Source organism: Sphingomonadaceae bacterium OTU29LAMAA1 (assembly GCA_024072375.1).
Taxonomy (GTDB): Bacteria; Pseudomonadota; Alphaproteobacteria; order Sphingomonadales; family Sphingomonadaceae; genus Sphingomonas.
In genome coordinates, this window is the sequence record CP099617.1 from 1,220,001 (window position 1) to 1,234,040 (window position 14,040).

The window sequence follows — 14,040 nt, forward strand, 5'->3', positions numbered from 1 at the left end:
ATCCGGTGTTGTAGGATCCGCGGAACATCAGCGGTTCCCACGGACGGAACTTGATCGATACCTTGGGATTGGTCGTCGTGCCGAAGCCGGTATAATCGTCGACGCGCACCGCACCGGTCACCTCGAGCCCCGGCAGGATCGGTACCAGCATCTCGGCATAAGCCGCCTTCACCGTGCGCTCTTTCTGGCGCAACGCGTTGACGTTGTCGAATGCCGCCAGGAAGATGACCGGAGCGGTTGCCGCTGCCGCATCGGAGCCGTTGAAACTATAGGTCTCGCGCCGGTAATCGACGCCCGCGGCGAGCTGCACCGAGCGGTCGCCCCACAGCCGGATCAGCGGCCCGGCGATCGAATAATCGAACTGCTTTACCTCATATTGCCCGCCGTACAGTGTCTGGCCGAAGGCCGACACGGCCTGCAATCCGGCGATCGCCGCATCGCTTTGGGTCAGACTGAAAGGGTTGAGGATACCCGCGTTGATGAGGCCGGCGAGGCCCGGTCCCGCCGCGCCCGCCGCGGTCGGTGCCGCCGGATCGTAAGCGCCGCTGGCCAATGTCCCGCGATAGAAATAGCCGCTGCCGAGCACCGACGCCGCCTCGCTGCGGGCATAGGACGCCCCGGCGCGATAATCCCATGCCGTCCACAGCGGTCCCTCCATCGCCGCGGCGACGCGCAGCGTCTTGGTCTCCGTCTTGTACTCGCGTGGGCCGCAGGCAACGCAACGCCAGCGGAAAGCGATCGGCTTGCCATAATTTCCGGCGACGCCCGGGAATTGCGCCGCGATCGCGTTGTAGACCGCATTGTACGACGACGCCGTCAACGCGTTCAGCGGATAGGCGACCTGGAAATTCGACGTATTGCTCGACACCTGCGCATTCGAAAAGCTCTTCGCGGACTTGGCGTTCGATCCCGTCACCTCGAGCGACAGTTCGTGCTCCTGCGCGATCCGCACCACGCCGCGGGCGTAATAGGTCAGCGTCTGGATCGGTTGCTGGATCACCGCAGCCCGGCCCGTATCCCATGCACAGGCGTAGCGGGCGCTGGGCGCATTCCACAGCGCGGCGTCATAGGCCATGCCGCCGTCCATCGTCTCGCACCCTGCCCCACCCGGCAGATTGAGGACGTTGATCCCACCCGCTCCATAAGTGGTGGCGGTGCCCGGCACCTGAAGCCCGGTCAGCGGCGCGACATTGGTGGCCCCGCCCGCACCCAGCGTGCCCGTCGTGCCGCCGAGCAGCGTACCGATCTGGCCTGCCGGCCCACGCGGCAGGAACGTCCCGTTGTTCAACGCGAATGCAGTGGCGATCGGGGTGCCGCGCGTATCGATCGACAGACCGCGATTGGGCTGGTTGCCGTTGACGAAGTCGCGATCCGCGCCGCGCAGGATCTCGTTCCAGCTATAGCTGACCGCCCCCATCACGTTGAAGCCCTGTTCGGCCAGATCGCCATAGCCGGCGACGCCGGACAGCCGATAGATATTGCCGCCGCCCGCTTCGGTGATGTCGTTGAAGGCCTGAAGCCCGAGGCCCTTGTAATCCTTGCGCGTGATGAAGTTGATGACGCCGCCGATCGCATCGGTGCCATAGATCGCCGATGCGCCATCCTTCAGCACCTCGACCCGCTCGATCGCGGCGAAGGGGATCTGGTTGACGTCGACTGCCGATCCGGACAGCCCGTGCGCCGCGACGCGGCGGCCGTTGAGCAGCACCAGTGTCGCCGCCGCGCCCTGCCCGCGCAGATTTGCCGCCGACAGGCCGTTGGTGCCGCGCTGCGCACCGCTGGTAACGTCGGCGTTCGACGCGAGATTGTCCGCGCCGCTGCCGTTGGTCGTCAGGAAGGCGATCAGCTGTTCGGGATTGCTGATGCCGTTGCGGGTCAATTCCTGGTTGGTGATGATCTGCAACGGCAGCGCGCTGTTGTTCGGATCCTGCTTGATCCGCGATCCCGTGACCAGAATGTCGCCATCCGCGGCCTTGACGTTGGTCAGGCCCGCGCCCGTATCCGGCGTAGCGGCGCCGGTCGGTGTCGCGGCATCGGGGGTCGTCGTCTGCGGATCGACGACCTGTGCGCTTGCATACCCCACGCTGGCGCACGCCATTGCCAGCACGCTGCCGCTCACCAGAATCCGACGCAAACCACTGCTCGCCATGTATTTTTGCCCCCTGCAACCGTCCCCCGACGGCGTTGCCACGAATTAGCAACGAAAATGTCATGAAACGCCAGCGAGAATCGCGGCGGCGCACCAATTTATGCCCAGCGTGGCCACGGAGCGACAGATCGTCTCGTCATGGACCACAGAGAGACCTGGGTTGCCGGCCACCGAAGTTGAATGGCCGGGACGGATTTCGGGGAAGGAATGTCGCAACCGATGTCTTCAGGCACGGGCCTCAATCGGCAGGACAGCCGCGCGCCGGACGATGCGCCAGCGCCCGGCCCGCCGCCGCGCCGGTCGGACGGCCGGCGTCGACGGCGATCCTGCCGTTGACGACCACCGTCCGCACGCCCACCGCGAATTGCTCCGGCCGCTCGTAGGTGGCGCGGGCCGCGAACCGGCGCGGATCGAAGACCACGACATCGGCAAACGCGCCCGTGCGCAACCGGCCGCGATCGACCAGCCCGAAGGTTTGCGCGGTCGACCTGCCGCTGCGTTCGATGAACGACCGCAGCGACACCACGCGATCCTGCACCACGTATTTCGCATATTTGCGTGCGAAGGTGCCGTACACGCGCGGATGCCCGGTCGAGGCGTCCGATCCGGTCATCACCCATGGCTGGCGCATGAAGGTCGCGATGTCCGCCTCGCTCTGGTTGAACGACGCGACGGCAGGATCGGCGATCCGGATCGTCGCGATCGCCGCCGCCCCCGCATCCAGCCCCCGCGCCTCCGCCACCGCCGCGAGCGTTCGTCCCTTTTCCGCGCCTTCGGTGATCAGCAGCGCCGCCGGACCGCCGCGCTTGCGCAGGTTCTCGGATATGTCCGCGCGCAGCCGCGCCGCCACGCCCGCATCAGCGAAGCGCGCCAGCAGCGCCGTCCGGCCGCCATCCTGCGCCCACAGCGGCACCAGCGCGGCGACCAGACTGGTGCCCGATGCGCTCCACGGATATTGGTCGGCGGTCACCTCCTGTCCGCGGGCGCGCGCCGCCGCCACCTGGGCGACGATCGCCGGCGCGCGGCCCTGGACGTCGACCCCGAGTGCCTTGATATGGCTGATATGCACCGGCAGGCCGGCATCGCGGCCGATCCGGATCGCCTCGTCGATCGCGGCGGCGAGGCCGATCGTATAGCTCGATTCGTCGCGGATATGGCTGTCGTACACGCCGCCGCGCGTCGCCGCCTCACGCGCCAGCGCCACGACTTCGTCGGTGGTGGCGACGCTTTGCGGGGCGTAGAACAGCCCGGTCGACAGCCCCAATGCGCCGCCGCACATGCCGCGCGCGACCAGCGATCGCATCCGTCCGAGTTCCCCCGCGGTCGGCGGGCGCCGCGCAGCACCGACGACAGCGCTGCGTACGGCACCGAAACCGACATAGGCAGCATAGTTGATCCCGACCGGCGCCGTCTTTGCACGGGCCAGCACCGCCGCCACGTCCGGGTCGCCGCCGCCATCGTTGCCGACGAACGCGGTCGTCACGCCCTGCATCAGGAACGGCAGCACCAGCCGCGTGCGCGCATCGGCGCTCGCAAGCATTCCATCGGCATGCGTGTGCGGATCGATGAAACCGGGTGCGACGATCATGCCCCGCGCCACGATCGTCCGGTTCGCCGCCATCGATCGGCCCCGACCGACGTAGACGATGCGGTCGCCGCGGATGCCGACGTCGCCGACGAACGGCGCGTCCGATCCGGTGAAGACGGTGCCGCCGCGGATCAGCAGGTCGACCCGCTCCGGCGCGGCACCCGGCATGGTCAGCGCGATCAGTGCGGCAACGCGCCTCATCGTCCCGCCGCCAGTCGTTCCTCGGTCGCGCTATAGGCGGATCGCACGCCAGGCGCTGCCGGCACGTCGGTCGCGATATAGGCGACGCCGGTGCCGGATCCCGGATCGATCCACAGCCCGGACCGCAAGCCATAAGCCTTGCCGGCATGCCCCAGCCGCTGTCCGCCATCACCGAACGGATCGTCGCGACAGCCCGGCTCCGGCGTTGCCAGAAACGCCACCGCCAGCCCGTAGCGGCAGGTGAAGCCATCCTCGCCGCTACCGTTGCGTCCATCCGACCGCCATAGGGGCTTTTGCAGCAGCGCCACCGATCGCGGCGTCAGCAGCCGGACGCCATCGACCTGTCCCTGCCCCAGCAGCAGGCGTCCGATCGTCGCCAGACCCTGCGCCGAGATCCGCAATCCTCCCTGCGGCGAGAATGTCGCTCCGTTGCGCCCCGCTCGCCAGCTGGCGAGATCGCACGACCCGTCCCGTGCGGGCGTCACCGGACAGGCGGTGGCCGCATCCATGTCCTTCACCGGCACCCCGTCGCGGTACAGCACGGCCGCACGCGCCCGCGTCCCCGGAGCGCATGCTGCCCAGTTGAAACAGGCATCCAGCTTCAGCGGCGCCAGCACCAGCCGATCCATCAAACGGTCGAACCGCTCCCCCGTCGCGCGTTCCATGACGGCCGCGATCACGGGAAAGTTGAAGTTGGTGTAGCGGAACCACGTTCCCGGCGCATGGTCGACACCCCACGCCGCCGGATCGGCGAGCACCGCTCGCATGTCGGCATCCAGCGGCAGGACATAGTCGATCCGGTCGGTCAGGCTGGACCGGTGCGACAGCAGCAGCCGCAGCGTGATCGGCACGTCCGGAAAGGCCGGGTTGCGCAACCGCCAGCCAAGCAGGCCGGATACGTCGGCATCGAGGTTCAGCCGCTTCGCCTCGACCAGCCGCAGCACGCCGATCGCGGTCACCAGCTTCGAAATCGACGCGACCCGCACCGGATCGTCCGCCCGCATCCGCCGCCCGGCAGCGATGTCCGCCATACCGGACGCCGTGGTCGAGACGATACCGGCACGGTCGAACGTCACGCGCGCGGTGGCGACCGGCTGAACGGCGGCGGCGGCTAGGAGCGTCAGCATGGCAGTTCCCGTCGTTTCGTCACAAGGAACCACGGATGCGGCGCGGATCAAAGTGGCAAAGCACCATGCAAGACAAACGACGGCCGACCCGCTAACGCCCGCGATATGCCCGCCAAGCCCTATGATGCGATCATCCTCGGTGCCGGTGCCGCCGGCTTGATGTGCGCTGCCGTCGCCGGTCAGCGCGGTCGGCGTGTGCTGTTGGTCGACCACGCCGACGAAGCGGGCAAGAAGATCGTCATTTCCGGCGGCGGTCGATGCAACTTCACCAACATCCACACTGCGCCGGACCGTTATCTATCCGCCAACCCGCATTTCGCGAAATCCGCCCTCGGCCGCTACACCGCCGCGGATTTTGTCGCTCTGGTCGAGCGCCACGGCATTCGCTGGCACGAAAAGACGCTGGGCCAGTTGTTCTGCGACGGCTCGGCGCGACAGATCGTCGCGATGCTGCTCGGCGAATGCGAGATGGGCCGCGTCGAGCTCGCGCTGTCGTCGCCGATCGGCGATGTCGGCCACGACGGTAATGCCTACACCGTCGCCCTCCCCGGCCGGACCGTGATCGCGCCGCGGCTGGTGATCGCCACTGGCGGCCCTTCGATCCCCAGGATGGGCGCCACCGGCTTCGCCTACGACCTCGCGCGCCGGTTCGGGCTGAAGGTGGTCGAGCCGCGCCCCGCGCTGGTGCCGCTGACGCTGGGCGGCGATGAAACGCTGTTCCGCACCTTGTCTGGAGTCGCGGCCGAGGTGGTGGCGAAGGCGGGCAAGGCCAGCTTCCGCGAAGCCGCGCTGTTCACCCATCGCGGCCTGTCCGGCCCGGCGATCCTGCAGGTCTCCAGCTATTGGCGCGCGCGCGAACCGATCGCTATCGACTTCGTGCCCGACGCCGCCGCCGACTGGCTGCTCCGGTCCAAGCGCGCCAACCCCCGCACCACCTTGCGCCGCGCGCTGGCCGCGACGCTGCCCGATCGCCTCGCCGAGGCGCTGGCCGAACGACTGGAGATGAACACCGAACTCGCCAACACGCCCGACCGCCGGCTCGATGACGCCGCCCGCCGGTTGTCGGCCTGGCGCTTCACCCCCAACGGCAGCGAAGGCTATGCCAAGGCGGAGGTCACTGCGGGCGGCATCAGCACCGCCGACCTGTCATCGCAGACGCTGGAGGCGCGCAAGCTTCCGGGACTGCACGCGATCGGTGAAGCGGTCGACGTCACCGGCTGGCTCGGTGGCTACAATTTCCAATGGGCGTGGGCGAGCGGCTGGGCCGCCGCTCAGGCGTTATGAATCGCCGGTCATCGCCCGCAACTGCACGGCGTAACCGGCCGCGAGTTGCGCAAACGCGCGTTTCAGCGTAGAAGCCTTCGCGCGGCCTCGCTCGGCCTCGGCTTCGCGGATTAGGCGACGCAGGGTCTCTGGGGTCACGGTCACGGCCATGATGCGCGGGTACAAGCGCCACATTGCGCCCGTATTGCCGCCCGCACCTGGCCCGCGACTGACACTCGCGACATCGTTGTCCCTGCCGCGTTCCCGCCTTGGCGTTTAGCCTTGGCTTCGGGGGCGCCGCTCCCATTTAGGTTCACTATGCCCTTCTCCTCCCTGCCTCCCGTCCTCGCCGAGGCGCTCGTCGCCCGCGGCTATGAAGCCCCCACCGCCGTCCAGGCATCCGTCATCGAACCCGAAGCCGTGGGCCGCGACCTCGTCGTCTCGGCGCAGACCGGCTCGGGCAAGACCGTCGCCTTCGGCCTCGCCATGGCGGGCGAACTCATGGCGGACGGCACCCTGCCCCCGCCCGGCCTGCCGCTCGCGCTCATTATCGCCCCGACCCGCGAACTCGCGTTGCAGGTCAGCCGCGAACTGATGTGGCTCTACAAGGGCGCACACGCCCGCATCGCCACCTGCGTCGGCGGCATGGACGCCAGCAAGGAGCGCCGCTCGCTCAGCCACGGCGCGCATATCGTCGTCGGCACTCCGGGCCGCCTGCGCGACCATCTCGAACGCGGCGCGCTCGACCTGACCGCGTTGCGCGTCGCTGTCCTCGACGAAGCGGACGAAATGCTCGACATGGGCTTCCGCGAAGACCTGGAGGGCATCCTCGACGCCTCGCCTTCCGAACGCCGCACGCTGATGTTCTCTGCGACGATGCCGCGTCCGATCGTCGCGCTCGCCAAGCGCTACCAGCGCGATGCGTTGCGTATCTCGACCGTCGGTGAAGACCGCGGCCACGGCGACATCGCCTATCAGGCGGTCACCGTCGCCCCTGCCGACATCGAACATGCCGTCATCAACCTGCTTCGCTTCCACGAAGCGGAAACGGCGATGCTGTTCTGCGCCACCCGCGACAACGTCCGCCACCTGCACGCCAGTCTCGTCGAGCGTGGTTTCGCTGCGGTCGCGCTGTCCGGCGAGCATAGCCAGAACGAGCGCAACGCGGCGCTTCAGGCCCTTCGCGACCGCCGCGCCCGCGTCTGCGTCGCCACCGACGTCGCCGCCCGTGGTATCGATCTGCCGTCGCTCAGCCTCGTCGTCCATGTCGAGATGCCGCGCGATGCCGAGACGTTGCAGCATCGCTCGGGCCGTACCGGTCGCGCCGGCAAGAAGGGCACGGCGGTGCTCATCGTGCCGTATCCGCGCCGCCGCCGCGTCGACATGATGCTGAAGCAGGCGAAGATCGCCTGCGACTGGATTCCCGCCCCCTCGGCCGACGACATCCGCAAGCAGGATCGCGAGCGCCTCATCACCACGCTCCTCGCGCCGATCGAGTTCGACGACGAGGATCGCGAGCTGGCCACCCGCCTGATGGCGGAGAAGTCGGCGGAGGATATCGCCGCCGCGCTCGTCCACGCCCATCGCGCGCTGATGCCACAAGCGGAAGACCTGCTCGATTCGGCTAACAGCGGTGCCCCGCAGCAGACCGACCGCACCCAGGGCCATCGCCCAGGTTTCGAGGACACCGTCTGGTTCCAGATGGACATCGGCCGCCGCCAGAACGCCGACCCGCGCTGGCTGCTGCCGCTGATCTGCCGCCGCGGCCACATCACCAAGGCCGAGATCGGCGCGATCCGCATCAACCCGAACGACACGATCTTCGAAGTGCCGCGCACCGTCGCCGATCGCGTCCTCGCCAGCGTCCAGCGCACCGCGAACCCGGAAAATGACGAGGGCAGCCTGAAAATAGTCCCCTTCACCAACAACCCCCGCGAAGCCGGCGGCAGCGGCGGCGCCCCCCGCGGCCCGCGCGCTCCGCGCGACAACGCTGCACGCCCGCCCCGCACCGGCGGCGCACCGGTCCGGCATCAGGCGAAGCCCTACCGCAAGGGTCCGCGCGGCTGATGCCGATGGGCGTCCGTATCCTCGTCGATGCGGACGCCTGTCCGGTGAAGGACGAAATCTACAAGGTCGCCTGGCGCCGAGAGGTGCCGGTGACCATCGTCAGCAACAGCCACTTCCGCGTACCGGTCCACCCGCTGGTGACGCGCGTGGTGGTGAGCGACAGCTTCGACGCCGCCGACGACTGGATCGCCGAACAGGCCGATGCGCAGGCAGTGGTCATCACCGCCGACATCCTGCTCGCCGACCGCGCGCTGAAAGCCGGCGCGACGGTACTGAGCCCGACGGGCAAACCCTTCACGGCGGCATCGATCGGCGGAGCTATCGCGACGCGGGCAATCATGGCCGATTTGCGGGCGGGCGGGGATCAGCTTAGCGGGCCGAAGCCGTTTGCGGCAGCGGACCGGAGCCGGTTCTTGCAGGCGCTGGATACTGCGCTGGTGAAGTTGATGCGCTAACCGTCACCGTGGGAAGAACCAAGGGTAAGCGTCGGCAAAGATGAGGTCCCACGTCGGCATGGCATGGCCGCTGACGACTTCCCGAAATCGCGTTTCGGCTCCGGCGGCTTTCGCGGCATTCACGACGGCGATCGTCGTCTTACGAAAGTCCGTTTCGTAAATTCCGGCACCGGCAAACACGCGACTTGCGCCGAGCTTGCCGGCCGAGGATGCGGCGGATGCAGCGCCGGCTGACATGACTAACACATTGCCGAATAGCTGCGGGAAACGCGCGGCCATGGTTGCTGCCCACACGCCGCCGTTCGAATAGCCCCCGATCACGCGATCCTTGCGACGACGCGATACCGGATAATGCGCTTCGACCTAGGGCATGACCTCTTCTGTTACGAAGCGCAGGTGACGCTCGTACGGACTGTCGGGACCCGACGGACCGAACTGCGCAACATATTCGGGGCCGCGGCGATCACAGGCCATGCCTTTACAATTCGGCGTGTCTGGCGCTGCATCGATGCCGACCAGTATCGCCGGCCGCGTACGACCGTCTCGCACAAGCGCCGCGGCAATGTCCGCAAACGCCCGCGACGCACCGTCTGCCAGGTAGAACACCGGCAACCTGACCTTTGGCGGCGTTCCGGACGGAACGTAGACGGTCAAACGACGTGTCTCACTCAAATGTCTGGACGACACATCATAGGTTGTGATCGTCGTAGGATCGTTCACCCGCGCCGGCGCTTTATCGGCATCCGGACCGCGATAGGTCTCGACCGGCTGGTTACCGGTTGGCGTCGTTGAAATCTGAAGGATTGCTTCACGCAGGCGCGGCACCCGTATCGAAACCATCGCCAACCCACTGTTCGGAATGGGTTCGAGACCGGTCTGAAGCGAACAGCACGACAAGATCCAGGGCTCACTGGTCGGCCGCGCAACCATGGTCAAGCGATCACCCTCGATCCACCATACATACTCGCGCGCGGCCAGCCGACGAGCGGCTTCGGCTGCGGTCAACTTACTGGGAACAGTACAAGGAGATGAAATCCTGGCGTCTGCCTGCACGCACGACGTATAGGAAGATCACATCGATGGCGGCCGCTGAACATCAGTCAACAGCAACGGAAGCAAAGCAAGCAGCATTACGCATAACGAACATGCTGCTGCACCTTCGTCAAACGATACATTTTTCTACTGCGATTACTGTAAGATGAAACTTCGCAGCATGCTGGTTCGCGAAGAGCGCCGCGGCAAAGCCGCGTCGTCGATCGACACGGGCGAGGATGACCTCGCCCGGTCGTCGGCGGGCTGGCGCTGATCCTTGGCTAAGCGGCTCCACCGCTTAGCCTTGGGCGCTACGCATCATCCCCCATCCTGAGCGCGGCAATAAACGCCTCCTGCGGGATGCTGACACTGCCGTATTCGCGCATCTTCGCCTTGCCCTTCTTCTGCTTTTCCAGCAGCTTCTTCTTGCGGCTGGCGTCGCCGCCGTAGCATTTTGCGGTCACGTCCTTGCGCATCGCGCTTATCGTTTCGCGCGCGATCACCTTGCCGCCGATCGCCGCCTGGATCGGGATCTTGAACAGGTGGCGCGGGATCAGTTCCTTCAGCCGCTCGACCATGCCGCGGCCGCGGACTTCGGCGGTGCCGCGGTGGACGATCATGCTCAGCGCATCGACCGGCTCTTCGTTGACCAGGATGCTCATCTTGACGAGGTCGCCCTCGCGATAGCCGATCTGGGTATAGTCGAAGCTCGCATAGCCCTTCGACAGCGACTTCAGCCGGTCGTAGAAGTCGAACACCACCTCGTTGAGCGGCAGTTCGTACGTCGCCTGCGCCCGCCCGCCGACGTAGGTCAGATTCTGCTGGATGCCACGCCGGTCCTGGCACAGCTTCAGGATGCTGCCGAGATATTCGTCCGGCACGTAGATCGTCGCGTTGATCCACGGTTCGCTGATCGTCTTGATCTTGTTGACGTCCGGCATGTCGGCGGGATTGTGCAGGTCGATCTGCGTGATGCCCGCCGGATCGGGATGCGTCAGTTCGATCTGATAGACCACCGACGGCGCGGTGGTGATCAGGTCGAGGTCGTATTCGCGCGTCAGCCGCTCCTGGATGATCTCCAGATGCAGCAGCCCCAGGAACCCGCAGCGGAAGCCGAAACCCAGCGCCGCCGACGTCTCCATCTCGAACGAGAAGCTGGCATCGTTCAGCCGCAGCTTCGAAATCGACTCACGAAGCTTCTCGAAGTCGTTGGCATCGACCGGGAACAGACCGCAGAACACCACCGGCTGGACTTCCTTGAAGCCTGCCAGCGCTTCCTTGGCAGGCCGCTTGGTGTCGGTCAGCGTGTCGCCGACCCGCGCCTGCGCGACGTCCTTGATCTGCGCGGTGATGAAGCCGATCTCGCCCGGCCCAAGGTCGGTGAGCTGCTCGATCTTCGGCCGGAAACAGCCGACGCGGTCGACCAGATGCGTCGTGCCCGCCTGCATGAAGCTGACCTGCTGGCCCTTCTTCAGCACGCCCTCCATCACCCGGACGAGGATGACGACGCCCAGATACGGGTCGTACCAGCTATCGACCAGCATCGCCTTCAGCGGCGCATCGGCATCGCCCTTGGGCGGCGGGATGCGCGTGACGATCGCCTCCAGGATCTCGTCGATGCCGATCCCCGACTTGGCGCTGGCGAGCACCGCCTGCGACGCGTCGATGCCGATGACATCCTCGATCTCCTTCCGTACCATCTCGGGCTCGGCGGCGGGCAGGTCGATCTTGTTGATGACGGGCACGATCTCATGGTCGTGCTCGATCGATTGATAGACGTTTGCGAGCGTCTGCGCCTCGACGCCCTGCGCCGCGTCGACCACCAGCAGCGCGCCCTCGCACGCCGCCAGCGACCGCGACACCTCGTACGCAAAATCGACATGCCCCGGCGTGTCCATCAGGTTCAGCGTATAGGTGACGCCGTCCTTCGCCGGATAGGACAGGCGCACCGTCTGCGCCTTGATCGTGATCCCGCGCTCCTTCTCGATATCCATGTTGTCGAGCACCTGGCTCGACATCTCACGGTCGGTCAGGCCACCCGTCCGTTGGATCAGGCGATCGGCGAGCGTCGACTTGCCATGGTCGATATGCGCGATGATGGAAAAGTTACGGATGGTCGAAAGCGGGGTCGTCATCCGCCGCCCCTAGCAGGGTGTCGGCGGCTTGCCAAAGGGGCATGGCACAGCTGGAAAGAAGCTCCGGACCGGATTTAGTCCGTTTCGAACAGAATTAGCGGGTCCTTTACCAAAGTGCGGCAATGTCCCCCTCGGACGCTCTCCCTTGAGGGCCGGGAGGAACAATGAAGAACCTATCCTTACTCAGCAAGCTGCTGCTCGCCTTCGGATGTTGCATGGCCATCATGCTCGGTCTCAGTGGCATCGCCGTGAACAAGCTGTCCGTGATGAACGACAGCATTGCCGCGTTCGCCGACAACCGACTGCCCAAGGCGAAGGCGCTGGGTCAGTTGGAAGCGAGCTTCAACAGCTATCGCACCGCAATGTATCGCCATATCGCGTCGGCTACACCGGCAGCAATTTCAGAAGCCGACCGCAAGGTGATCGATACGCGTGGCGCGGTTACAAAGGCTGCGACGGACCTGCAGGGGCTGGTAAGCGCGCCGGATGCCAGGCAAGCGACGGCGCGGATCCAGCGCATCCTGCCGGAGATCTTCCGCCGCGACGAAGCGGTCCTTTCACTGTCGCGCAGCAACCAGAACGAGGCGGCCACCGCGGCGCTGCTGGCCATCCGTGGTCAGAGCGAACGGCTGATGAGCGAGGTCGGCGATCTGAACACGCTGTTCGTCGAGCAGGAAAAGACGGCGCGTGCCGAAGCGGACAGCAGCTATGCCGCGGCCAAGATCATGATCGGTATCGCCGTGCTGCTGGCCATCGCGATCATCGTGGCGGCCAACATGATGATGGTTCGGCTGGTTTCGCGTCCGCTGAACCGCATGACCGGGATCATCGGTGCGCTCGCCGCCGGCAAGCTCGACACCGAGATTCCACAGGAGGATCGGAGCGACGAAATCGGCAAGCTCGCCGGATCGATCACCGTCCTGCGCGGCGAACTGAGGCTTGCGGATCAGGCCAAGCACGAACAGACCGACGCGGTGCAGAACGTGGCCGCCGGCCTGTCGGCTTTGGCGAAGGGCGATCTGACAGCGCGGATCGAGGCCGACCTGCCGGGATCGTTCGCAAAGCTGAAGAGCGACTTCAACCACGCAATGTCGGCGGTCCAGACCGCGCTGGAGGCGGTCACTGCGAGCGCCAACGGCATTACCGGTGGCGCCAGCGACATTCGCCAGGCATCCGACGACCTGTCGCGCCGGACCGAGCAACAGGCCGCGAGCCTGGAGGAAACCGCCGCTGCGATGGACGAGATCACCTCGACGGTCCGTACCACCGCTGCAGGGGCGCTGACCGTCAACACGGCGGTCAAGGATGCGCGCGTCGCCGCCGAGGCATCGGGCGATATCGTCAAGCGCGCGGTGGAGGCAATGCGGGGCATCGAGCATGCTTCCGCAGAGATCGGCGAGATCATCTCGGTGATCGACGGGATCGCGTTCCAGACCAACCTGCTCGCACTCAATGCCGGCGTCGAGGCCGCGCGCGCTGGCGATGCAGGACGAGGATTCGCAGTCGTCGCGTCCGAAGTGCGAGCGCTCGCCCAACGATCGGCGGAGGCGGCAAAGGACGTCAAGACGCGTATCACCGCCTCGTCGCAGCAGGTCGATGCCGGCGTCGACCTCGTCACGGAAACCGGTCAGGCGTTGTCACGGATCATCGGTCGCATCGGCGAGATTAGCACGCTGGTCGAGGAGATCGCACTCTCCGCCGAACGCCAGGCGACAGGTCTGCATCAGGTCAACACCGCAGTGGCCGAGATGGACAGCGTCACGCAGCAGAACGCCGCGATGGTCGAGGAGGCGACAGCCGCCGCCCGCAGCCTGTCCAACGAAGCCGATGCGATGGCGCGGGAAGTACGACGCTTCAAGCTGAAGAACGACGATACCGTATCGCCACAGGCCACCCGCCCCGCTCCGGTTCGCACGCCCCCGCCGCGCGGTGGGACGTCCCGCCCTCGCCTCGTCAGCGGCAATGCGGCGCTGGCCGTCGACGACTGGTCCGAGTTCTGAATTATACGCCGGACGGTCCTTCC

11 protein-coding genes (1 of these 11 cut by a window edge) are annotated in these 14,040 nt (G+C 66.5%); 4 read left to right on the plus strand and 7 right to left on the minus strand.

Annotated features, from left to right (window positions below; all coding sequences use genetic code 11):
• The 3 genes from NF699_06120 to NF699_06130 all read right to left on the minus strand — a co-directional run.
• Positions 1-2,149: the 5' portion of a TonB-dependent receptor gene (locus NF699_06120; protein ID USU06238.1), read on the minus strand. 920 nt of this gene lie to the left of the window's left edge; 2,149 of the gene's 3,069 nt are visible here — the first part of the coding sequence; the start codon lies at positions 2,147-2,149; its stop codon lies off the left edge, out of view.
• 238 nt (positions 2,150-2,387) lie between these two features.
• Positions 2,388-3,938: an amidohydrolase family protein gene (locus NF699_06125; GenBank protein USU06239.1), complete on the minus strand. Its 1,551-nt coding sequence runs from the start codon at positions 3,936-3,938 to the stop codon at positions 2,388-2,390.
• Positions 3,935-5,065, minus strand: a complete 1,131-nt coding sequence (locus tag NF699_06130) for a beta-lactamase family protein (GenBank protein ID USU06240.1) — start codon at positions 5,063-5,065, stop codon at positions 3,935-3,937. The genes NF699_06125 and NF699_06130 overlap by 4 nt, the downstream gene beginning before the upstream one ends.
• A gap of 105 nt (positions 5,066-5,170) precedes the next feature.
• On the opposite strand from NF699_06130, the gene NF699_06135 reads away from it, so the two are divergent.
• Positions 5,171-6,349 (plus strand): NAD(P)/FAD-dependent oxidoreductase, encoded by a 1,179-nt coding sequence (locus NF699_06135; GenBank protein ID USU06241.1) that lies wholly within the window; start codon positions 5,171-5,173, stop codon positions 6,347-6,349.
• On the opposite strand, the gene NF699_06140 is transcribed toward NF699_06135, so the two are convergent.
• Positions 6,344-6,499, minus strand: coding sequence for a hypothetical protein (locus NF699_06140; GenBank protein USU06242.1), 156 nt, complete (start codon positions 6,497-6,499; stop codon positions 6,344-6,346). The genes NF699_06135 and NF699_06140 overlap by 6 nt on opposite strands.
• A gap of 147 nt (positions 6,500-6,646) precedes the next feature.
• On the opposite strand from NF699_06140, the gene NF699_06145 reads away from it, so the two are divergent.
• Together NF699_06145 and NF699_06150 are read left to right on the plus strand one after the other, a co-directional pair.
• Positions 6,647-8,395 (plus strand): DEAD/DEAH box helicase, encoded by a 1,749-nt coding sequence (locus NF699_06145; GenBank protein USU06243.1) that lies wholly within the window; start codon positions 6,647-6,649, stop codon positions 8,393-8,395.
• A 5-nt stretch (positions 8,396-8,400) separates the two neighbouring features.
• Positions 8,401-8,850: a YaiI/YqxD family protein gene (locus tag NF699_06150; protein ID USU07016.1), complete on the plus strand. Its 450-nt coding sequence runs from the start codon at positions 8,401-8,403 to the stop codon at positions 8,848-8,850.
• Positions 8,851-8,853: 3 nt separating this feature from the next.
• On the opposite strand, the gene NF699_06155 is transcribed toward NF699_06150, so the two are convergent.
• The 3 genes from NF699_06155 to lepA all read right to left on the minus strand — a co-directional run bounded on the left by NF699_06155 (position 8,854) and on the right by lepA (position 12,017).
• Positions 8,854-9,171 (minus strand): hypothetical protein, encoded by a 318-nt coding sequence (locus NF699_06155; GenBank protein USU06244.1) that lies wholly within the window; start codon positions 9,169-9,171, stop codon positions 8,854-8,856.
• 42 nt (positions 9,172-9,213) lie between these two features.
• Positions 9,214-9,855: a hypothetical protein gene (locus NF699_06160; protein USU06245.1), complete on the minus strand. Its 642-nt coding sequence runs from the start codon at positions 9,853-9,855 to the stop codon at positions 9,214-9,216.
• A 338-nt stretch (positions 9,856-10,193) separates the two neighbouring features.
• Positions 10,194-12,017, minus strand: a complete 1,824-nt coding sequence (lepA, locus tag NF699_06165) for a translation elongation factor 4 (protein ID USU06246.1) — start codon at positions 12,015-12,017, stop codon at positions 10,194-10,196.
• Between the two features lie 215 nt (positions 12,018-12,232).
• On the opposite strand from lepA, the gene NF699_06170 reads away from it, so the two are divergent.
• On the plus strand, positions 12,233-14,017 hold the full coding sequence (locus NF699_06170; protein ID USU06247.1) for a methyl-accepting chemotaxis protein: 1,785 nt from the start codon (positions 12,233-12,235) through the stop codon (positions 14,015-14,017).
• Positions 14,018-14,040: the final 23 nt, after the last annotated feature.

Coding starts and splice junctions, on each gene's coding strand:
- NF699_06125 (USU06239.1), bottom strand. CDS start 3,938: ATGAGGCGCGTTGCCGCACTGATCGCGCTGACCATGCCGGGTGCCGCG.
- NF699_06130 (USU06240.1), bottom strand. CDS start 5,065: ATGCTGACGCTCCTAGCCGCCGCCGCCGTTCAGCCGGTCGCCACCGCG.
- NF699_06135 (USU06241.1), top strand. CDS start 5,171: ATGCCCGCCAAGCCCTATGATGCGATCATCCTCGGTGCCGGTGCCGCC.
- NF699_06140 (USU06242.1), bottom strand. CDS start 6,499: ATGGCCGTGACCGTGACCCCAGAGACCCTGCGTCGCCTAATCCGCGAA.
- NF699_06145 (USU06243.1), top strand. CDS start 6,647: ATGCCCTTCTCCTCCCTGCCTCCCGTCCTCGCCGAGGCGCTCGTCGCC.
- NF699_06150 (USU07016.1), top strand. CDS start 8,401: ATGGGCGTCCGTATCCTCGTCGATGCGGACGCCTGTCCGGTGAAGGAC.
- lepA (USU06246.1), bottom strand. CDS start 12,017: ATGACGACCCCGCTTTCGACCATCCGTAACTTTTCCATCATCGCGCAT.
- NF699_06170 (USU06247.1), top strand. CDS start 12,233: ATGGCCATCATGCTCGGTCTCAGTGGCATCGCCGTGAACAAGCTGTCC.